19 protein-coding genes and 1 pseudogene are annotated in these 19983 nt (G+C 71.8%); 5 read left to right on the forward strand and 15 right to left on the reverse strand.

Features of this window, described 5'->3' with window-relative positions; genetic code table 11:
- Nucleotides 1–113: 113 nt before the first annotated feature.
- Together ACGF2Y_RS21125 and ACGF2Y_RS21130 are read left to right on the forward strand one after the other, a co-directional pair.
- Nucleotides 114–476, forward strand: a complete 363-nt coding sequence (locus tag ACGF2Y_RS21125) for an SCO5918 family protein (RefSeq protein WP_392949574.1) — start codon at nt 114–116, stop codon at nt 474–476.
- A gap of 63 nt (nt 477–539) precedes the next feature.
- The gene (locus ACGF2Y_RS21130; RefSeq protein ID WP_392949577.1) at nt 540–743 is read left to right on the forward strand and encodes a hypothetical protein; all 204 of its coding nucleotides are present in this window, start codon (nt 540–542) and stop codon (nt 741–743) included.
- A gap of 50 nt (nt 744–793) precedes the next feature.
- On the opposite strand, the pseudogene ACGF2Y_RS21135 reads toward ACGF2Y_RS21130, so the two are convergent.
- Nucleotides 794–985 (reverse strand): annotated as a pseudogene (locus ACGF2Y_RS21135) (hypothetical protein); the annotation flags it as partial.
- A gap of 77 nt (nt 986–1062) precedes the next feature.
- The gene (locus ACGF2Y_RS21140; protein WP_392949579.1) at nt 1063–3330 is read right to left on the reverse strand and encodes an MMPL family transporter; all 2268 of its coding nucleotides are present in this window, start codon (nt 3328–3330) and stop codon (nt 1063–1065) included.
- A 365-nt stretch (nt 3331–3695) separates the two neighbouring features.
- On the opposite strand from ACGF2Y_RS21140, the gene ACGF2Y_RS21145 reads away from it, so the two are divergent.
- Both ACGF2Y_RS21145 and ACGF2Y_RS21150 read left to right on the forward strand, forming a co-directional pair.
- On the forward strand, nt 3696–4922 hold the full coding sequence (locus ACGF2Y_RS21145; RefSeq protein WP_392949582.1) for a cation:proton antiporter: 1227 nt from the start codon (nt 3696–3698) through the stop codon (nt 4920–4922).
- 283 nt (nt 4923–5205) lie between these two features.
- Entirely contained in the window at nt 5206–5976 is a 771-nt protein-coding gene (locus ACGF2Y_RS21150; RefSeq protein WP_392949585.1) for a peptidoglycan recognition protein, read from the forward strand.
- 16 nt (nt 5977–5992) lie between these two features.
- On the opposite strand, the gene ACGF2Y_RS21155 is transcribed toward ACGF2Y_RS21150, so the two are convergent.
- The 5 genes from ACGF2Y_RS21155 to ACGF2Y_RS21175 all read right to left on the reverse strand — a co-directional run bounded on the left by ACGF2Y_RS21155 (nt 5993) and on the right by ACGF2Y_RS21175 (nt 11033).
- On the reverse strand, nt 5993–6358 hold the full coding sequence (locus tag ACGF2Y_RS21155; protein ID WP_392949588.1) for a PH domain-containing protein: 366 nt from the start codon (nt 6356–6358) through the stop codon (nt 5993–5995).
- 151 nt (nt 6359–6509) lie between these two features.
- Complete coding sequence (locus ACGF2Y_RS21160) at nt 6510–8471, reverse strand: ABC transporter permease (protein ID WP_392949591.1); 1962 nt, start codon at nt 8469–8471, stop codon at nt 6510–6512.
- A gap of 83 nt (nt 8472–8554) precedes the next feature.
- Nucleotides 8555–9388 (reverse strand): molybdate ABC transporter substrate-binding protein, encoded by an 834-nt coding sequence (modA, locus tag ACGF2Y_RS21165; RefSeq protein WP_392949594.1) that lies wholly within the window; start codon nt 9386–9388, stop codon nt 8555–8557.
- 192 nt (nt 9389–9580) lie between these two features.
- Complete coding sequence (locus tag ACGF2Y_RS21170) at nt 9581–9976, reverse strand: molybdopterin-binding protein (RefSeq protein ID WP_392949597.1); 396 nt, start codon at nt 9974–9976, stop codon at nt 9581–9583.
- 253 nt (nt 9977–10229) lie between these two features.
- Nucleotides 10230–11033, reverse strand: a complete 804-nt coding sequence (locus tag ACGF2Y_RS21175; protein ID WP_392949600.1) for a VOC family protein — start codon at nt 11031–11033, stop codon at nt 10230–10232.
- A gap of 213 nt (nt 11034–11246) precedes the next feature.
- On the opposite strand from ACGF2Y_RS21175, the gene ACGF2Y_RS21180 reads away from it, so the two are divergent.
- Complete coding sequence (locus ACGF2Y_RS21180; protein WP_392949602.1) at nt 11247–11840, forward strand: GNAT family N-acetyltransferase; 594 nt, start codon at nt 11247–11249, stop codon at nt 11838–11840.
- A gap of 289 nt (nt 11841–12129) precedes the next feature.
- Here ACGF2Y_RS21180 and ACGF2Y_RS21185 read toward each other — a convergent pair whose 3' ends face one another.
- The 8 genes from ACGF2Y_RS21185 to ACGF2Y_RS21220 form a co-directional block, all read right to left on the reverse strand.
- On the reverse strand, nt 12130–13104 hold the full coding sequence (locus ACGF2Y_RS21185; protein ID WP_392949605.1) for a TerC family protein: 975 nt from the start codon (nt 13102–13104) through the stop codon (nt 12130–12132).
- A gap of 24 nt (nt 13105–13128) precedes the next feature.
- Nucleotides 13129–14016, reverse strand: coding sequence for an enoyl-CoA hydratase/isomerase family protein (locus ACGF2Y_RS21190; RefSeq protein WP_392949608.1), 888 nt, complete (start codon nt 14014–14016; stop codon nt 13129–13131).
- The gene (locus ACGF2Y_RS21195) at nt 14013–15140 is read right to left on the reverse strand and encodes a cytochrome P450 (RefSeq protein ID WP_392949692.1); all 1128 of its coding nucleotides are present in this window, start codon (nt 15138–15140) and stop codon (nt 14013–14015) included. Before ACGF2Y_RS21195 ends, ACGF2Y_RS21190 begins: the two co-directional genes overlap by 4 nt.
- Before the next feature lie 269 nt (nt 15141–15409).
- Nucleotides 15410–16813, reverse strand: a complete 1404-nt coding sequence (locus ACGF2Y_RS21200; protein ID WP_392949611.1) for a cytochrome P450 — start codon at nt 16811–16813, stop codon at nt 15410–15412.
- 92 nt (nt 16814–16905) lie between these two features.
- Nucleotides 16906–17496 carry an ATP/GTP-binding protein gene (locus tag ACGF2Y_RS21205; RefSeq protein WP_392949614.1) on the reverse strand — a complete coding sequence of 197 codons (591 nt, stop codon included), beginning with the start codon at nt 17494–17496 and terminating at the stop codon, nt 16906–16908.
- The gene (locus ACGF2Y_RS21210; RefSeq protein WP_392949617.1) at nt 17471–17845 is read right to left on the reverse strand and encodes a DUF742 domain-containing protein; all 375 of its coding nucleotides are present in this window, start codon (nt 17843–17845) and stop codon (nt 17471–17473) included. The genes ACGF2Y_RS21205 and ACGF2Y_RS21210 overlap by 26 nt, the downstream gene beginning before the upstream one ends.
- Nucleotides 17842–18246, reverse strand: coding sequence for a roadblock/LC7 domain-containing protein (locus ACGF2Y_RS21215; protein WP_392949619.1), 405 nt, complete (start codon nt 18244–18246; stop codon nt 17842–17844). The genes ACGF2Y_RS21210 and ACGF2Y_RS21215 overlap by 4 nt, the downstream gene beginning before the upstream one ends.
- The gene (locus tag ACGF2Y_RS21220) at nt 18243–19514 is read right to left on the reverse strand and encodes an ATP-binding protein (protein WP_392949621.1); all 1272 of its coding nucleotides are present in this window, start codon (nt 19512–19514) and stop codon (nt 18243–18245) included. The genes ACGF2Y_RS21215 and ACGF2Y_RS21220 overlap by 4 nt, the downstream gene beginning before the upstream one ends.
- Nucleotides 19515–19983 lie beyond the last annotated feature (469 nt).

Below are 19983 nucleotides of genomic sequence, written 5' to 3' on the forward strand. Positions count from 1 at the left end.
CGTACGCCCGGCGATCCTCCCGGTGCGTGCACCGAGCCTCCCGCTCGGGGCTCCCGTACGTCCCCTCCGTGCACTCGACACGTCCCCCGTGCACCGACCCCTGTTGAGGAAACATGCGCTGTGTCATCGCCCGCTTCCCCTTCGATCTGTTCAAGAACGAGGTGGAGGACTCGATGAAGGGCATCAAGCCCGAACCCGTCACGGGCGATGCGGTGGTCATCAGCCGCCGGGTCTACCCCGTCAAGCAGGTGGGTGAAGTGATCACCCGGCAGGACCGCCGGGACTTCAGCTCCGCCGAGGTCGTCCGGGCGCTGTCCAAGCTCGGATTCACCTGCCGTACCGCCGAGTCGGCCGTGCCGGCGCCGGCCCCCGCCCGTACCCCGCTGGAGACGGCCTCCGCGCTGCTGGGCACTCCGGCCGAGGCGCGGACCGAGGCTCCCGCAGCCGTGTCCGTCCCCCGGGCCGACGGAGTCTGAGACCCGCTTCCGCACCCCGCGACGCCGACTTCGGGCGTCGCGGGGCGTGCCATGATCGGCGCCATGAACAGGAAGCTGACCGCGCTGGGCATGACCGTGGTGGCGTCCGTGCTGCCCGCCACCGTCGCCCACGCCGACGAGACGCACACCGACGCCCACAACGGCCCGCAGGTGGCCCTGATCGCGACGGGCCAGATCGACGATCCGCTGGAGGACGTCCTGGAACACGTCGCGGTCCTCGGCCGGACCGTCGTCGTGGACCGCTGAACCCTCCCCGCTGTTGCTCGGCTGTCCGGTGTCTCAGGCCTTCCGAGCGCCGCGCCCAGGGTGACGGCGACCGTGCCCATCGTGGTGGCGAAGAACGGGTCGTCGTAGAAGCCGCCGTACTTCAGGCCCCGGACGACGAAGCCGTGGAGCAGATACCCGTACAGCGTGCAGGTGCCGAGCGCCGTCATCCAGGTGCGGCCCTTGGGCACCCAGGCCAGGAAGCACGCGCCCAGCACGATCGCCAGGTAATTCGCGCTGTCGAAGAAGCAGTCCCGGCCGTCGGCGTGCGGAGCGCCGGTCCGGGGGGAAGCGGCGGCCGTCACTTTCCGCTGGTCGGTCCGGCCGGTTCCGTGCTCCCCTCGGCGTCCAGGTGCGGCAGAATCCGGTCCAGCGGGCCGGGGATCCACCAGGCGGCCCGGCCCAGCAGCGTCATCACCGCGGGGACCATCAGCAGCCGTACGACGGTGGCGTCGATGAGCACGCTCGCCGCCAGCCCGAGGCCCAGCATCTTCACCACGATGTCGTCGCTGATGATGAACGCGGCGAAGACGCTCACCATGATCAGCGCCGCGCAGGAGATGACCCGGGCGGTGATCTCCAGCGCGTGCGCCACGCTCGCGCCCGGATCCCCGGTGCGCACCCACGCCTCGTGGATGCGGGAGAGCAGGAAGATCTCGTAGTCCATGCTCAGTCCGAAGACGATCGCGAACATCATCATCGGCACATAGCTCTCGATCGGGACGTCTCCGGACACTCCCAGTGCCGGGCCGCCCCAGCCCCACTGGAAGACCGCCACCACGACCCCGTACGAGGCGGCGATCGACAGGACGTTGAGCACGGCGGCCTTCACCGCGACGAGCAGACCCCGGAAGACGGCCAGGATCACCAGGAACGCCAGGCCCACGACGACCGCGATGATCAGCGGCAGCCGGCTGGAGACGATGTCCAGGAAGTCGACCTGGGCGGCCGTCGTGCCGGTGACGTACGTACTCGCGTCGGTGCCGGAGACGGCCTGCGGCAGCACGTCGTCGGTGAGCCGGTTCGTCAGGGACGTCGTCCGCTCGTCCTGCGGGGCCGCTACCGAGTAGGCGGTGGCGGTCAGCACGTCGCCGTCCGAGGTGGCGGTGAGCGGGGTGATCACGGCCGCGTCCGGGACGTCGGTGAGTGCCTTCTGAGCTTGTTCGGCGAGGGCGGAGCGGTCGGCCGACGGCACCTCGCTCTGGTCGATGACCAGGGTCAGGGGGCCGTTGGAGCCGGGGCCGAAGGCGGTGGACATCAGGTCGAAGGCGCGCCGGTCGGTGAACGACTTCGGGTCGGCGCCGTCGCCGATGTGGCCGAGCTGGATGAACAGGACGGGGAAGGAGAGGACGGCCAGCAGCACCACTCCGCCGGCCAGGAACCACCAGGGCCGCCGCTCCACCCGCTGCGCGTACCGGTGCCAGCCACCGGGCTCCGCGCCCTCCGGGGCCGGTACGGTCTCGGCCACCGGTTTCCGTACGCGTACCCGGTCGATGCGGCGGCCGATGAGCCCGAGGACCGCCGGTACGAGGGTGAGGGCGCCGAGCACCGCCGTGACCACGGTGACTGCCGCGGCCAGGCCGAGCTTGCCGATGAACCCGATCCCGGAGACCCACAGGCCCGACAGCGCGATGATCACCGTGCAGCCGGAGAGCAGCACCGCGTGCCCGCTGGTGGCGGCGGCGTTCCCGGCGGCGGTCACCGGATCCTGGCCGTCGACCAGGTTCTGCCGGTGCCGGGTGACCAGGAAGAGGGCGTAGTCGATGCCGACACCGATGCCGATCATCGTGGCGAGCGTCGGGGACACGGTCGCGAAGGTCGCGGCGGCGGCCAGCAGCCCCAGCAGGGCGAGCCCGCACAGGGCGCATACCAGGGCGGTGACCAGCGGCAGAACGGCGGCCAGCAGGCTGCCGAAGCCGATCAGCAGAACCACGATCGCCACCCCGAAGCCGATCGCCTCGCTGGTGCGGTCGCTCGGCTCGGGCCGGGCCAGCTCCCCGAGCGATCCGCCGTACTCCACCGTCGCCCCGGCCGAGCGCAGCGGCTGCACCGCCTTGTCGACCCCGTCCAGGTAGGACGGGTCGAGGGTGGAGGGCTGCACGCTGAACCGGACGGTGATGTAGGCGGTCTTCCCGTCGGTGGAGAGCGGCCCGGTGTTCGGGTCGGGCGGCGGGGGCGGGGTGGATCCGGGCGGTGGCAGCGGGCTCTGCGCGGACAGGACGTCCGGGAGCTTCTGGAGGTCGGCGACAGCGGTGGCGACCTGGCTGGAGAGCGAGGTGAGCGGCTTGTCCGCGTCGTGCAGCACCACCTGCGCGCTGTAGCCGCCCGCCGAGGGGGCATGCGCCTCCAGGACGTCGAGGCCGTTCTGGGACTGGGTTCCGGGCAGCGAGAAGTCGTCGGAGTAGTCGCCGCCGTACGCGTGCTGGAGGACCTGGAGTCCGGCGAGCGCGGCCACCCACAGGACGAGGACGACCACGAAGTGCCGGGCGCACCACTCGCCGGTGCGGCGCAGTGCGCCCTTCCGGCGCGGGGCGGCCGGCCGGTCCTCGCGGGCAAGTGACGACGGCATGCGGTTTCTCCTGCCTTCCGCCCCGGGCGCTTCCCAGGCTTCCGGTCCGGACGTCTCGGACTCCGCATTCAACGGCTCCGGCCGCCGTCCGGCACGCCGGAGCGGGGGAACGGGTGACGGGGCGGGTGACGGGGTGGCCCGGGGCCTCCGCCGGGCGGTGGCGCGCCCCCTCCGTTCCGCTGGACCACCGGCCCCCGGAGGGTGCGCTGACGGACGAGGAAACGGCGCTGGCGATGGCGGTGGTCTGCAACGACGTGCGCCGGTCGGGACCGGAGGGACAGAGGTCCAGAAGGAACGGAGGGTGCAGAGAGTGTAGAGAGTGTCATAGCGGATGATTCCGGTGTCTTCCTTGCTATACACGAGCGATGGAGTACCCGGGGACCCTCGTCCTGATCATGGCCCTGGCGGTTCTCGCCCCGCTGCTCGGCTACGCGACCGGGCGGTGGCTGCCCGTCCCCGTCGTCATCTTCGAGATCGTGCTCGGGATCCTGGTCGGGCCCGATGTGCTCGGCTGGGCCCATCACGACCAGGTCATCGACACCCTGTCCGACCTCGGGCTCTCGATGCTGATCTTCCTGGCGGGGTACGAGATCCGGTTCGCCGAGGTCCGCGGCTCCACCCTGCGCCGGGCCGGCGGGGCCTGGGTCGTCTCGTTCGCCGCCGGGCTCGGCGTCGCCCTGCTGCTCAGCGGGGCGGACCTGGCGAAGAGCCTGGTCATCGGCACCGCGCTGACCAGCACCGCGCTGGGCGCGGTGCTGCCGATCCTGCGGGACTCGGGGCGGCTGGAGGGGCGGTTCGGGTCGGTCGTGATGGCGTTCGGCTCGGTCGGCGAGTTCGGGCCGATCATCGCGATGGCCCTGCTGTTCAGCGGCCGGAGTCCCGGTGCGGCGGGCGTGGTGCTGGCCGCGTTCGCCGTCGTCACGGCGGGCGCGGTGTTCTGGGCGATGCGGCCCCGGCCGCCGTGGTTCGCCCGCATCATCGCCATGACCCTGCACAGCAGCGGCCAGTTCGCCGTCCGCTTCGTGATGCTGCTGCTGGCCGGGATGCTGGGGCTCGCCCATGTCTTCGGCCTGGACACGCTGCTCGGCGCGTTCGCCGCGGGGATGCTGACCCGGCTCGTCCTCCAGGGGGCGGTGCCCGAGCGCAGCGGGGAGATCCTGGAGCGGGTCGAGGCGATCGGCTTCGGCTTCCTCGTGCCGTTCTTCTACATCGTCACGGGCATCGACTTCGACCTCGCGGCGCTGCTGGACGGCGGGCGGCCGCTGCTGCTCCTGCCGGTCTTCCTGCTGCTGTTCCTGCTGGTGCGCGGGGTTCCGGCGTATCTGCTGGCCCCGCGCGACCTGACCCGACGCGCCCCGCGGGCCGCGCTCGGGCTGTTCGCGTCCACCTGTCTGCCGCTGGTGGTCGCGATCACCGCGATCGGCCTGGACGAGAAGGTGATCGGGGCCGGCGAGGCCGCCGCCCTGGTCGCCGCCGCGATGGTGTCGGTGCTGGTGTTCCCCCTGCTGTCCTTCCGGCTGCTGCGCCGGAACGAGGACGGCGGCGGCAAGGGCGCCCCCGGCCGCACGGCGGAGAGCGGTGAGGCGTGGTGAGGCGTGGTGAGGCGTGGTGAGACGGTGGGGAGTGGTGAGACCGTGAGGTGTGGCGCGGCGAGGCGGTGAGGCGCGAGGCCGGCCCCCCGCCGCGAGGCCGGCCCCCCCGCCGCGAGGCCGGCGCCCCGCCGGGAGCGGACGAGGATCCGGATCCCATCGTAAGAAGCTCCGGTGGTACGCGCATCGCGGGCGGGTCGCCCCCTGCTGATGGCGGGTCGGCGGCAGGTCACCCGATCGGCCCGCCCCTCTGCGAAGCCGGAGGCCGGGGCGCAGGGTGGAGTGCATGTGGTCCCGCCGGCTCGTCCTGGGCGTTCTGCTCCTGCCCCTGGCCCTCCTCGTGTTCGGGGACGGCCCGGCGTTCCACGCGCCCCGGCCGGAGCTGGCCACCGGACCGCGCCCGCCGCGCGGACTGCCGCAGCCGGACATCGTCAGCCGCCGGGAATGGCACGCGGACGAGGACCTCGTCCGGGAGGAGCCGCACTACACGGGCGCGGCGCGGGCGGTGTTCGTGCACCACACCGGCAACCCCAACGACTACGACTGCGCGGACGCCCCCGGTCTGATCCGGGCCGTCCAGAGCGACCACATCCGGCGGGACGGCTGGGACGACATCGGCTACAACTTCCTCGTCGACCGCTGCGGCACCATCTACGAGGGCCGCGCTGGCAGCGTGGGACGCCCGGTGCTCGGCGCGCACACCAAGGGGTTCAACACCCACACGGTCGGCATCGCGGCGATCGGGAACTTCGGCGCGGGAGCCGAGGTGCCGAAGCCGATGACGGACGCACTGGTGAAGCTCGCCGCCTGGAAACTGCGTCCCGGGGCGGACCCGCTGGGCATGGTCGACCTGGTCTCGACGAACGACGAGAGCCGCTTCGACCGGGGCCAGGTGGCCCGGCTGCACGTCATCTCCGGCCACCGCGACAGCTTCGAGACCCGCTGCCCCGGCGACGCGCTCTACGACCTGCTGCCCGAACTGCGGGAGCGCGCCGCGAAGATGCGCGCCGCCGTCCCCGGGCACTCGGAGGCTGCCCGGCTGCGCCCGTCCTTCTGAGCGGCCCCGGGTGGGGCTACCGGGCGACGAACTGCGTCAGTATCGCCTGCACCTCGTAGATGTCGACGCCCTTGGTGAACGTCTTCTGGAGCGGGGTCGCGCTGCCCGAGATCCAGATCTTCAGCTCGGCGTCGAGATCGAACGTCCCGGCCGTCTCCACGGCGAAGTGCGTGATGCTGCGGTACGGCACGGAGTGGTACTCCACCTTCTTGCCGGTGATGCCCTGCTTGTCGACGAGGATCAGCCGCCGGTCCGTGAACAGGATGGTGTCGCGGATCAGCAGGAACGCGGCGTGCACCTGCTCGCCCTGCCCGAGGAGCCGGGCGTAGTCCTGCTGGGCGGTGTCGGGTTTGATCGTGTGGGCGTTGCCGAACAGTGCCATGGGTCCCCGTCCCTCGGTCGTCGTACGTACAGAAGTACGTGCCGGCGGGGGTGATGGTTCCCCGCCGCTACCCGAGGTCCCTCCCGGCGCTTCCCGGAGACGCTTCCCCGACGCCCTTCCCCGACGCCGCTTCCGGCCGCCGCTCGCGGGATCAGAGCGGCACGATCGTTGCCTCGGTCGCCTTCACGCTGGTCCAGACGGCGCTCCCGTCGGCGATGCCCAGGTCCGCGGCGGCCCCCGGGGTGATCTCCGCGACCAGGTCCGGGGCCTCGGTGGAGGTGATCAGCAGGCGCAGCCGGCTGCCGCCCGCCGTGATCTCGCGGACCGTGCCGGGCCAGACGTTGCGCGGACTGCCGGTGGGCCGCTCCCGGTGTACGGAGACGGCTTCCGGGGCGATGACCGCGAGGGCGTCCGTGCCCGCCGGGAGGGGCTCGGCGACCACGAGGTGTCCGCCGCCCGCCGGCGCGAGCCCGTCGGCGGTCGCGGTGCCGGGCCAGGCGTTGCGGCCCAGCATCCGGGCCACCCACGGGGAGCGCGGGTGCCGGGTGACCTCGGCGGGCGGCTCGTCCTGGAGGACCCGGCCGTCCTCCAGCACCAGGACCCGGTCGGCCAGTGAGACCGCCTCGACCGGGTCGTGGGTGACGATCAGACAGACCCCGCCGAAGTCCGCGAGGTGCCGGCGCAGGGTGTGCCGTACCCGGGCCCGGGTGGCCTGGTCGAGAGCGGCGAGCGGTTCGTCCAGCAGCAGGAGGCGCGGGCGGGCCGCCAGCGCGCGGGCCAGGGCGACCCGCTGGGCCTGGCCGCCGGAGAGCTGCGCGGGTCTGCGCCGGGCGAGGTGGCCCACCCCGAGCCGGTCCAGCCAGCCCTGGGCCTCGCGCCGGGCCATGGCGCGGGGCACGCCGTGGGCGCGGAGCCCGTACGCCGTGTTGGTCAGCGCGCTCAGGTGCGGGAAGAGCGCCCCGTCCTGGGGCACCCAGGCCACGCCCCGGCGGTGCGGGGGCAGGGCGGTGACGTCGGTGTCGCCGAGGCGCAGGGCGGCGTGCGCGCGGGGCGTGAGGCCGAGGAGGGCGCGCAGGAGCGTCGTCTTGCCCGCGCCGTTGGGGCCGACCACCGCGATGGTGGTGCCCGCTCCGGCGTCCAGGGTGAGGCGGGTGAAGCCGGTGACGTCGGCGTGCAGCGGCCAGGGTTCCCGGGGGGCCTTCTCCAGCAGGCCGGGGGGCGGCTCGGGGAGGACGTCCGGCGCGGTGCCCGCCGGGTCCTCCGGGCGGGCCGTCGCCGCTGGGCTCGCGAGGTCGAGGCGGTCGCCCGGGGTTCCGGTCCACCGGCCGCGCAGCGCGATGAGCACGATCATCGCGATGGCCAGGAGCAGCAGCGATACGGAGGTGGCGGCCTCCGGCGAGTCCTGGAGCAGCAGATAGACCTGGAGCGGCAGGGTCTGGGTGGTGCCGGGGAGGTTCCCGGCGAAGGTGATGGTCGCGCCGAACTCGCCGAGTGCCCGCGCCCAGGTCAGGGCGGCTCCGGCGATCAGCCCGGGGGCGACCATCGGCAGTGTCACGGTGAGGAACACCCGTACCGGCGAGGCTCCGAGGGAGGCTGCGGTCTCCTCGTACCGGGGGCGCAGCCCGCCGAGCGCGCCCTCCAGCGAGATGACCAGGAACGGCATCGCGACGAACGTCGCCGCGAGCACGGCCCCCGAGGTGTGGAAGGGCAGCGTGATGCCGAAGGTGTCCTCCAGCCAGGGGCCGAGCAGCCCGCGCCGCCCGAACGCCAGCAGCAGGGCGACGCCGCCGACCGTGGGCGGCAGGACCATCGGCAGCAGGACCAGCGAGCGGACGAACGCCTTGCCGGGGAACGGCACCCGGGCCAGCAGCCAGGCCAGCGGCACCCCGAGCAGCAGCGACAGTCCGAGCGCCCACAGGGAGACCAGCAACGAGAGCCGCAGCGCCTGGGTGGTGGCCTCGGCCGTGAGGTGGGCGCCGAGCTCGCCCCAGGAGGTGCGGACCAGGATCCCGGCGAGCGGCAGCGTCAGGAACGCCACGGCCAGCATGGCGGGCACCGTCAGCAGCAGCGGGGCGCGGACCCCGGGCGTACGGCGGAGTGCTGGATGCTTCATGGGCGACCTCGTCGGGCGGTTCGAAGTGCGGTGTCCGGCAGGCCCGCCGGAGCGTTCCGTACGGCCTGCCGGGGTGTCAGGCCCTACGGCTGCTGGAAACCCGCGCTCCGGAGGATCTTCTGTGCGGCGGGCGTGGAGAGCCAGCCGACGAACGCGGCGGCGGCCTCGCGGTGCTGCGACGCCTTCAGGGTGGCGGCCGGGTAGGAGGCGATGGCGTTCTCCGCGTCCGGGATGTCGATCGCGTCGACCTTGTCGGTGGCGGTCGCGGCGTCGGTCTTGTAGACGAGCCCGGCATCCGCCTCGCCGAGCGAGACCTTGCTGAGGACCGCGCGGACGTTGGGCTCCTGGGAGACCGGCTTCACCCCGACCCTCCGCGCGTCGAGGATCTGCTCGCTGTAGCGGCCCACCGGCGCCTCGGGGGCGGCCAGGACGACCTTCAGTCCCGGGTCGGCGAGGTCCTCGATGTTCTCGATGTTCTCCGGGTTGCCCTCGCCGACCGCGATGATGAGGCGGTTCCTGGCGATGACGGCCGGCTTCCCGGTGTCGCCGGAGAGGCCGTCCATCGTCCTGGTGTCCGCGGTGACCAGGGCGTCGGCGGGGGCGCCCTGCCTGACCTGTGCGGCCAGCTCCTGGGAGCCCGCGAAGGAGAACGTCACCTTCGTGCCGGGGTTCTCCTTCTCGTACGCGGCCCCCGCCTCCTCGAAGACGTCCGTCAGGGAGGACGCGGCGAGCACCGTCAGGCCGGCCTTCGGGGCGCCGGAGGCGGCTCCCGAGCCGCTGTCCTTGCCCTTGTCCGTGGCCTTGCCGGTGCCGGTGCCGGTGCTGGTGCCGGAGTCGCCGCAGGCGGCGAGCGGGATCAGGAGCGCGGTGGTCAGGACGGCGGCGGCCGTACGGCGGCGGTTGACCGGGAGGGACATGGGGGTCGGGGCTCCTTGGATGCGTGCGCGGCCGAGGGGCGCCCGGCCGGGCGGGGCTGCGGTACGTGGGCAGCGGCGGGCGGTGTCGGCCCGGGGCCGGCCGAGCTCGTCGTCGGCCGGTCCCAGCGGCGTTCCCGCGTGCGGTCCGCGGCGGTTTCGGATGCGGTTTCGGATGTCGTCCCGGATGCCGTCTCAGGTGCGGTCGATGTGCACGCTGGTCGACTTCACCCGGGCGGTCGCCCGCATGCCGACCTCAAGACCCAGCTCCTCCACCGCCTCTCGGGTCAGGAGCGAGACGAGCCGGTGCGGACCGGCCTGGATCTCGACCTGGGCCGCGACGTCGCCGAGCTTCACCGCGGTGACGATGCCCGGGAACGCGTTGCGGGCCGAGGTGTACGGGGACTCGTCCTCGCCGCCCGCGCTCTGGCCGACCTCGATCGAGAAGGCGGCCAGCGCGCGGCCGTCGATCAGACGCCGACCGGCCTCGTCGCGATGGGTCGCGACCCGGCCGGCATCCGCCCAGCGGCGGGCGGTGTCGGGGCTGACCCCGAGAAGTCGTGCTGCCTGGCCGATTGTGTAGGACTGCATGTGCACCACGCTAGGGCAATTCTGCTGGCATCTGCCATTCTCTGGACGATGATCCATCGCAGATGCGGGAGGCCTCGGAGGAATGTACAGGGTGCGGGGTGCGGGGTGCGGGAGGCCGGAGTGCTGAGCGCTGGGCGGGGGTGCGTGCGGCGGGTACCCCGATGGCCCGCACCGAGGCAGACGAACGGGCCGCGTCCGTCCTCCGGTCGCGGCCCGTACGAGTCCTCGGGCCCCGGGTTCACCCGGGGCCGGTTTACGCCACCGGGCTCGTCGCCGGCATCTCGCCCTCGGTGGTGGTCACGTCGATCACGGCGAACGAGGCGCCCTGCGGGTCGCTGATCGCCGCGAACCGGCCGAACGGGCTGTTCATCGGCCCGAACCGCAGCACCCCGCCCCGCTCGGTCGCCTTCGCCACCGCCGCGTCGCAGTCCGGCACGGCGAAGTACACGTTCAGGTACGAGGGGACCTCCGGTGGGAAGTCGTCGCCCATCGCCATCCGGCCGAGGACCGTCTGCTCCTGGACGTTGAACATGCGGAAGTCCATCGACTCGTCGTCGAACTTCCGCACGGTGTACGGGAAGACCGCAGGGTAGAACGCGTCCACCGTCTTCGGATCCCGGGTGAAGACCTCGCCCCAGCAGAACCCGCCGGGCGCGCCCATCTCCGTCTCGAACCCCTCGTGGGTGCCCGCCTGCCAGATCCCGAAGACCGCTCCGCCGGGGTCGCGGGCCAGTGCCATCGTGCCGAACTCGCCGACCTGCATCGGCTCCACCAGCACCTCGCCGCCGTTCTCGCGGACTTTGGCGGCGGTCGCTGCGGCGTCCGGCGACGCGAGGTACAGACACCACGCCGAGGGGCTTTCCTCCTCGCCCGGCATGGGCGGGGAGACGGCGGCGGCCGCCTTGCCGTCCGCGAACGCCTGCGTGTAGTTGCCGAACTCCGCCGAGCCCTCGCCGAACGTCCAGCCGAGCACGTCTCCGTAGAAGCTCTTGGCGCCCTCGATGTCGGCGAACATAGCGTCCGCCCAGCACGGGGTGCCCTCGGGTTGTGCAGCCATGGTGCCGGTCCTTCCCTGGATTCGCTGTCCCTGGATTCGCTGTCTTCGGCCCCGCCCGCCCCGTACGCGCCGTGCCCCGTACGCGCCGTGCCCGCACGGGCCACGCTAGCCAGCCGGGTGCCGGTCCGCACGCGGGACGACCCCGACCCGTTTACGTACTAGTGCGTAAACGATGTGCGCTAGTGCGAAAGAAGGGAGGGTTAGGATCGCGCCATGTCCGCACTTCCCCCTCGGCCCGTGACCCTGACCGGGCAGTACGTCGAACTCGTCCCGCTGACCTTCGGCCATCTCGACGACCTCTTCGCGGCGGGAGGCGGCGACGAGGAGGTGTGGCGCTGGCAGGGTGGTCCGGCGCCGCGGACCCGCGAGGAGCTGTGCGGCCGCCTGGAGCAGGTGCTCGGCGACGCGGGGTACGTGCCGTTCGCCGTCGTCCACCGGGCGAGCGGCCGGGCCGTCGGCTGGACCACGTACATGGACGTCGTGGTGGACGACGAGCGCCTGGAGATCGGCTGGACCTGGTACGGGCGCGCCCACTGGCGCTCGTCGGTGAACAGCGAGACGAAGCTCCTGCTGCTGACGCACGCCTTCGAGGAGCTGGGCATGGGGCGTGTCCAGCTGAAGACCGACCACCTCAACGAGCGCTCGCAGGCGGCCATCGCCCGGCTCGGGGCGCGGCGCGAGGGGGTGCTCCGGCGGCACCGGCGGCGGCCGGACGGGACCTGGCGGGACAGCGTCTACTTCGCGCTGCTGGCCGACGAGTGGCCCGCGGCGAAGGCGCGTCTCACCGCGCGCCTGGCCGCGGGCTGAGGGAGCTCTCCCGGGTCACCCCGGGTCTCACCCCCGGGACCGGTGCCGGGCGGGCCGTCCCTCGACGGCGTAATCCGGGCAGTCGGGGTTTTCGCAGGGGCCCGCGCGCCATACCGGGACGAAGATCCCGAGGGTCTTCTGGCGGTGGATTTCGGAGGGGACGGGCTGCTTGCAGGTCGGGCACACGAAAGCGGCCCGCTGGTGAAGGTCACGCTTTTTGGTGGTCATTTACTCACGATAGGCGGGGCGGGAAATTTTGGAAAGTCTTGCCCTTTGCTTTGCCCTGGCCTTACTTGCCCGCATCGGGTTCCGGTGCGTCCATACCACCCGGACTTCTCGGCGGACGGCGCATGCTCAGGGTCACAGACACCGCCAGAATGACGACGATCACCGCGAGACTCACCGGCGACGGAATCTCGGGGATCGAGGTGCTGATCATCTTGTGGGAGGCCTGGAGGATGAGCTTGACCGCGATGAAGGCGAGGATGATCGCCAGCCCGTTGCTCAGGTAGTGGAACCGGTCCAGCAGCCCGGACAGCAGGAAGTACAGGGCCCGTAGCCCCAGGATCGCGAAGGCGTTGCTGGTGTAGACGATGAAGAGGTCGTCGCTGACCGCGAGTACCGCCGGCACGCTGTCGACCGCGAAGATGAGGTCGGCCGCCTCGATCGCGGCGACCACCGCGAGCAGCGGGGTGGCGACCCGCCGGCCTTCCTGGCGGACGACGAAATGCGTGCCGGAATATTCGTCCTGGACGGGCATGATCTTTCGCAGCAGCCGTACCGCGAAGCTCTTGCCCGGGTCGAAGTTCTCCTCCTGGCCGCTGAGGATTTTATAGCTGCTGTAGAAAAGGATCGCGGCGAAGAGGAACAGTACGAACGTGAAGCGGTTCACCACCGCGACGCCTGCGGTCAGGAACACCGCCCGGAACACCAGAGCGCCCATGACGCCGAAGAAAAGCACCCGGTGCTGATAGGCCCGGGGCACCTGGAAATACGCGAAGATCAGCGCGAAGACGAAGAGGTTGTCGACCGACAGGCTCTTCTCCAGCAGCCAGGCGGTGGTGTACTCCGTCCCGGCGGTCGTCCCGAGGGTCAGGAAGACCACCAGGCCGAAGAGCAGCGCGAGGCCGACCCACAGCGCGCTCCACAGCCCGGCCTCCTTGAAGCCGATGACATGCGCCTTGCGGTGTGCGAGGAGGTCGACCGTCAGCGAGACGATGACGGTCACGGCGAACACGGTCCAGAGCCACACCGGTACGTCCACGCCGGAGACCTTCCACTCGGGTTTTTACGAGTGTGCCCCGCCCGCCCTGTCGCCGCCCGTCGGGGAACGCCGGGTCGCGGCCGCGACCGAGGCCATCAGCTCCGCGTCGAGGAACGAGGGATCGGCCAGCCGGGTGGCGGCGGCGTAGGAGTTCAGCAGCGCCTTGGTGACCCGCAGTGCTGCCTCCGGGCGGCGGACCACCGGCTTCGCCCAGGCGGCGACCGCCTCGTCCAGCTCCGCCCCGGGCACCACCCGCTGGAGTACGGACAGCTCGTACGCCTCGGCGGCGTCGAAGGCCCGGCCCGTCAGGATCAGCTCGCGGACCCGGGCCGCGCCCACCTCGTGGATCAGCCGGGGCAGCAGCCCGCCCCAGGCGGTCGGCAGCCCGAGCGCCAGCTCCGGCAGCCGGAAGCTCGCGGTGTCCGCGCCGACCCGCAGATCGCAGGCCAGGGCCAGCGCGAACCCCGCTCCGACCGCCTTGCCCTGTACCCGGGCGATGGTCACCGCCCGGCCGCCGGAGATCGCCTCGCAGACCCGGCGGGCCTTCTCCCCGGCGATCCGGATGCCCCGGCCGCCGGCGTCCTCCTCCAGCCACTGGCCGAACTCGGTGCGGTCCCCGCCCAGGCAGAAGTCCTCTCCCGCACCGCTGAGCACCAGCACCCGCACCTCGGGGTCCGGGGCCACGACGATGTCCAGCAGCTCGTCGAGCATCGCCTCGGTCACCGCGTTGCCGGTTTCCGGCGCGTGCAGCTCCACATGGAGGACGGGACCCTCGCGCCGGGTGCGTACCGTCGCGGGGCGCTCTTCGGAGCGGTCCTCGGGGCGGTGCTCGGGCGGGTTCTCCGAGTGGTGCTCGGGGCGGTCCTCCGAGCGGTCGCCCGCGGTCAGGAAGTCGGGCAGCGAGAGCTTCACAGCGCCACGCCCAGCGAGGTGATCCGCCGGAAGACCATCCGGGGCGCGTACACCGGCGGCGAGACGGTGTGCAGTGTGGGGAAACGGTCCAGCATCCGTGCCAGCAGCGTCCGCGCCTCCAGCTTGGCCAGCGCCGCGCCCAGGCAGTAGTGCACCCCGCCGCCGAAGGTGAGGTGGCTCCCGCCGCGCAGGATGTCGAAGACGCCCGGGTCCGGGTTCCGCCGCGGATCGTGGTTGGCGGCTCCGTACAGGACGTGGACCATGCTGTCCTTCTTGATCGGGACCCCGGCCAGGACGGTGTCCTCGGCGGCGGTCCGGGTGTTGATGTGGATGGGCGGGTCGTAGCGCAGTGCCTCGTCGACGGCCGCGTCGATGTGCTCCGGGTGCTCCCGCAGCCACGTCCACCGGGCGGGCTCGGTCAGCAGGGCGGTCATCGAGCTGAGCAGCGTCGCAGTGGTCTCCAGTGAGGCGATGGTGACGAACATGGTGAGCCGGTAGAGGATCTCGTCCGCCCGCTCCCGGTCCGGCTCCAGCGCGTCCCAGGTGTGGATCCAGCCGGTCAGCACATCGTGGCGGGGCTCCGCCCGGCGCCGGGCGACCAGATCGGTGAAGTACGCGCGCAGCCGCACGGTCGCCTCGGCGGAGACGGCGAGCTGCGACTTGGCGGGCAGCAGTTCCTGGGCGAACACCTGGTTGTGGGTGATCTCCAGGATGTCCGGGTAGTCCTCCGGCGGTACCCCCAGCCAGGAGCCGACGGTGCTGATCGGCAGCTGCTCGCTGACGGTGGAGACGAAGTCCGCCTCACCCCAGCGGAGCTTCTCCGCCAGCTCGTCCAGCAGCCGGTCGGCGTCGCGCTCGACGTCGGGGGTGAGGCGTTCGATGGTGGAACGGTCGAAGAGATTGCCCAGCGAGCGGCGCTGGCAGGTGTGCTCGGGGGCGTTGAGCCGGGCGAGCGTGGTGGTCATCTCCCGGGTCGCGATCGCGTCCCACTGCTTGGAGTCGTCCTGCCGCTCCTGCCAGGCGAGATCCGGGGCGAGCCAGTTGCGGCCCCGGAGCACCTGGCTGCAGGCGTCGAAGCCGGTGACGAAATACCCGTTCCACGGAGCGCGGACGACGTCACCCATCGTCCGCAGCTCCGCGAGTATTCCGTACGGATCGGCCTGTCCTTCCGGTGTATTGAGTCTGCGGAGCAGACCGATGACCGCGCGCCGTCCGTCGGGCGTCCTGCTGGTACCGCCAGTGATGCTCACGCGGAGTTCCTTGACCTAGGCCCATGGCTACCGCCCTGAACCTACCCCTCCGGATGTACGCGCCAAGCATCGCTCTTTGTTGCCCCCGTCACATGCAATCGTCACAAATGCCCGTTGTCACCAGCGAATTGTCGGGCTGTGAGTCATACGCGGAACACGTCGAGGAACGAACTCCACCAGCCCTTCTGCTTCTTCTCGGGCTCCTGGGTGTGACGGGGTGTCACCATCGGTGCGGAGGGCGCGTTCCGGTACGGGTCGGGCAGCTGGGCCGAGGCCGGTGCCTGCACCCCGCTCGCCGCTCGCCGCGCGGCCGTCGGGGTGAACCGGACGGGCAGCGCGACCAGAGCCCGGTGGAACGGGCCCGGCCGCCAGGCCACACCCGAGGCGGGCACGGCCAGCGAGAGGTCCGGGACCGTGTTGAGGATCTTCTCGATCGCGGTCAGCGCGATCAGCGTCGCGGGCGACTTGGCCGGGCACACGTGCGGGCCCGCGCCCCAGGCCAGATGGGCGCCCTTGCTCAGGGTCTGGCGGGCGTCGGTCAGCCCCGGGTCGCTGTTCGCGGCCGCGAAGCTGATCAGCACGGGAGTCTCCGCCTTCAGCAGCACCCCGTCCAGCTCGATGTCCCGCACCGGGTAGTGCGTCGCGTAGTTGGCGATCGGCGGGTTGTTCCACAGGACGTCGTCCAGCGCGTCCTCGACGAGCATCCCCGAACCGCGCCGCTCGGGCGCGCCCGGCTGCTCCCCGGCGAGCATCAGCAGCAGCGCGTTGCCGATCAGGTTGCGCTCCGGCTCCACACCCGCGCCCATCAGCATCACCAGCTGGTCCTTCAGCTCCTCGTCCCGCAGCCCCGCCGGGTGCTGGATCAGCCAGGAGGTGATGTCCTCGCCGGGCTGGCGGCGCTTGATCGCGACCAGCTCCATCAGGCACTCGGTCAGCTCGGCGTTGGCGCGGAGCACGTCCTCGCCGTCGAAGATGGCCGACATCGAACGGGTCAGCCGGTCACCGATGTCGCCGGGGCAGCCGAAGAGCTGGTTGAACAGCAGCAGCGGCAGGAGCTTGGCGTACTCGTTGAGCAGATCGGCGGTGCCGCGCTCGATGAACTGGTCGATCAGGTAGTCGGCGATCCGCTCGACGTCCCGGCTCAGCCGGCTGCTGTTGAGCCGGGCCAGCGACTCGGTGACCGCCTTGCGCAGCCGCAGGTGCTCCGCGCCGTCGGTGAACAGGCAGTTGGGCCGGTACACCATCATCGGCAGCACCGGGCTGTCCATGGGTACGGCGCCCTCGCGGAGCGCGGCCCAGCGCCGCGAGTCCCGGGCGAACAGCGCCGGGTTCTGCAGCACCCGCAGCGCCGCCTCGTGCTGCACGATCAGCGTGGCGTCCACTCCGGGGGCCAGCTCGATGGGCGCGGCGGGGCCGTGCGTCCGGAACGTGTCGTAGACGCGGTGCGGATCGGCGGCGAACTCCGGTCCGTACAGCGAGGTCTGCGGCTGGTGCATGGGGCACCCGGCGGGGGCGCTGTACGGGGTGGCTCCCGGCGACGGGTCCATGTCGGCTTCCTCGGTGTGATCGCGGGGCCCGGTCGGGCTCCCGGCTTCGGGATACGTCAGGGGGTGCGGCCTGGGGTACGGCCGTGGGGGCGTCAGGCCGTGTGCGCCAGCAGGTGGCGGACCAGGGTGATCAGGGCCTGCGCGGAGGACTTCTGGTCCCGGGCGTCACAGAAGACGACCGGGGTGTCCGGCAACAGGTCGAGCGCCTCGCGCAGTTCGTTCTCGGCGTGCTGCGAGTACGGGTCGAAGCTGTTGACGGCGACCGCGTACTCCAGCCCGTACGTCTCGACCAGGTCGATGACGGGGAACGTGTCGGCGAGCCGCGCCGGGTCGACCAGGAGCAGCGCGCCCAGCGAACCGCGCGCCATGTCCTCCCACAGCTCCACGAACCGCTGCTGCCCCGGCGTGCCGAACAGGTAGAGCACCAGCTCGTCGCTGAGGGTGAGCCGCCCGAAGTCCAGGGCCACCGTCGTCGTCTTCTTGTCGGGCGCCCCGCGCAGATCGTCGACCTGGGCCGCGGCCTGGGTCATCCGCTCCTCGGTGCGCAGCGGGGTGATCTCGGACAGGGTGCCGATCAGCGTCGTCTTGCCCACGGCGAAGTGCCCGACGACGAGGATCTTCGCCGCGCGCTGCACCGCGTCCGGCACATAGATGCTCTCAGCCGAACCGGACTTGGAGTCCATGCAACACCTCTTCGAGGATCTTCCTGTCGACGAGCTGGGCCGGCGGCGGCGCCTTCCGGCGCAGCAGGTGTCCCTGCTGGTTTAAGTCCTGGAGCAGGAGACGGGCCACCCCGACCGGCAGTCCGAGGTGACCGGAGACCTCGGCCACCGACAGATAGCCGCCGGAGCACAGCTCCCAGATCGCCTTGACCTCGGGGCTCGGGTTCGGCGGCGGCTGACGGTCGGGGGCGAGGGTGACCAGGGTGACGAGGGAGAGGTCCTCCGCGTCGGGCAGCCCGCGTCCGCCGGTGATGACATAGGACCGGACGAACCCGCTGCTGACGCGGCCCTCCTCGCCCGGCGCCGTCATATCTCGCTGTCCGCGTGCTGGCGGGGCGGCGTGGTCATCGCCTTCCCCAGTGCGGTGACCTGCTGCTGCATCCGGAAGGACATCGCCTCCATGTCCACGTCGGCGGCGGCGGTGGCGGCGAGGTAGGCGCCGGTGCCTGCGGCGATCAGGAAGATCCAGCCGTCCTCGTACTCCAGGAGCGTCTGCCGCCAGCGGCCCGGCTCACGGGTCCCGATGAAGGGGGCGACGGCCCGGCTGAGGGACTGCATGGAACTCATGGCGGCGGCGACGGTCTCCGCGTCGTCTCGGCCGATCTCGCTCGAATTGGCGAGCAGCAGGCCGTCGGCGGACACCAGGATCGCGTGCCGGGCGCCGGGTACCTGGAGCAGGTCGTTGAGCACCCAGGACAGATCGGGGTTCACTGGAACTCGGGTCCTTCCGTCGTCGTGTCGCGTCCGGACCGGGTGCCGCGCTGGAACGCGCCGAGTCGGGAGGCGGTCTCCTCGTTGCTGCGCACGGGCCCCGGCTCCACCGAGGGCACCGCGGAGACCGGGCTCTTGCGACGACGCTTCGGCAGCCCCCCGGCGGTGGTGCTGATCTGGGCCGGCGGCTGGGTGGCGGTGTCCGGATGTGGGGTGGGCGGGAAGAGCGGGGTGGGCGCCGGGGCCGTGGCCTGCCACTGGTCCGGCTGCCGGACCCGTTGCTGCACCTGCTGGACCTGGTGGGCCGGCTGGTGGATGGCGGCAGGGTCGGGCGCTTCGGCGGGCGCCGCGGTGGCCGGCGGCACCTCGGTGGTGAGCAGTTCGTCGGGGATGAGGACCACCGCGCGTACGCCTCCATAGGGGGAAACGGAGTCCACCGAGACCCGGAAGCCGTAGCGGGCGGCGAGCATCCCGGAGACGGCGAACCCGAACTGCGGCGGGATGCCCAGACTGGACACGCTGATCGCGGCCCTGGGGGAGAGGAGGGCCGCCGCGCGGTCCTTCTCCTCCTGGCCCATGCCGAGACCGGCGTCGTCGACGATGAGGCAGACGCCCGTCGGCACGGCCTGGATGTTGATCTCCACCGGGGTGCCGGGGGCGGAGTAGTTCGTGGCGTTGGCGAGCAGCTCGGCGAGGACCACGGCGACGGGCTCCACCGCCCGGCTGACGACGGAGAAGTTCACCTGGCCGTTGACCCGGACCCGGTCGAAGTGCCGGATACGGCCCTGGGCGCTGCGGGCCACGTCGAAGACGGAGGCCACGGTCTCGCGCCGGCCGAGCCAGCCGCCGCAGAGGACGGCGATGCCCTGGGCGCGCCGGCCGAACTGGCTGTTGGCGTGGTCCATGGCCATCAGGTCGGCGAGGATCCCGGGGTCGTCGCCGTACTTGCGCTGGGCCTTCTCGATGACGACCTGCTGCTCGTCGGCGAGACCCTGGAGCGTACGGACGGCGGCCTTGAGGACGGCCTTGGTCTCCTCCTCGGCGTCCTTGCGGACCTCCGCGAGTTCGGCGGCCTGACGCTGCAGCAGATCGCTGTGGACGAGGTGGAGTTCGTCCCGTTGGCGCAGGAGCGCGTCGCGCTCACCGCGCAGGTCGGTGTGGTGTCTGCGCAGCTTGACGTTGGTCGCGCGAGCCCGCAGAACGGCACCCACGGCGACCAGTGCTACGACAACCAGCGCCCAGATGACGGGGCCCTGTGGAAATGTCATGAGACTCACTTCAAGTGCCATGGCGGATACGGCTTGACACCCCGTCAGGCGGCACGCAGCCAGGGCTCGTTCGCCACGACCGTGCGCCGCTTCGGGAGGTGCCCCTCCGAAGGTGGGGCCGAGGAGTTCATCCCTCCCGGAATGCCCCCATACGCCATCAGCCCACTGGAAGTAAGATGATCTTATCACCGGCCGCACGCCGAAATGTCAAGGCGGCCACGCCAGTTGCCCCTCGACGCGGAATGTTCACCTCGCGGAGATGTGGAGGAGAGCCGTCGGTTGCCGGCCGCCCGTCGTGGGGGTGGCTCGGGGCTCCCGTGATATCCGCCGGCCGGGGGGACTGAGGGCTGTTGTCCGGTTTCTCCCGGTGAGGGGTTGATTTCCCCCTGCCAAACCGGCCCAGTGGCCGAATGAGCGCTATTGATACGTTGAGAAAGTCGCTCCAGGAGGGGCACTGCCGACGGGGAGG

This window comes from Streptomyces sp. NPDC048142 (assembly GCF_043202835.1).
In the GTDB taxonomy this organism is placed as follows: Bacteria; Actinomycetota; Actinomycetes; order Streptomycetales; family Streptomycetaceae; genus Streptomyces.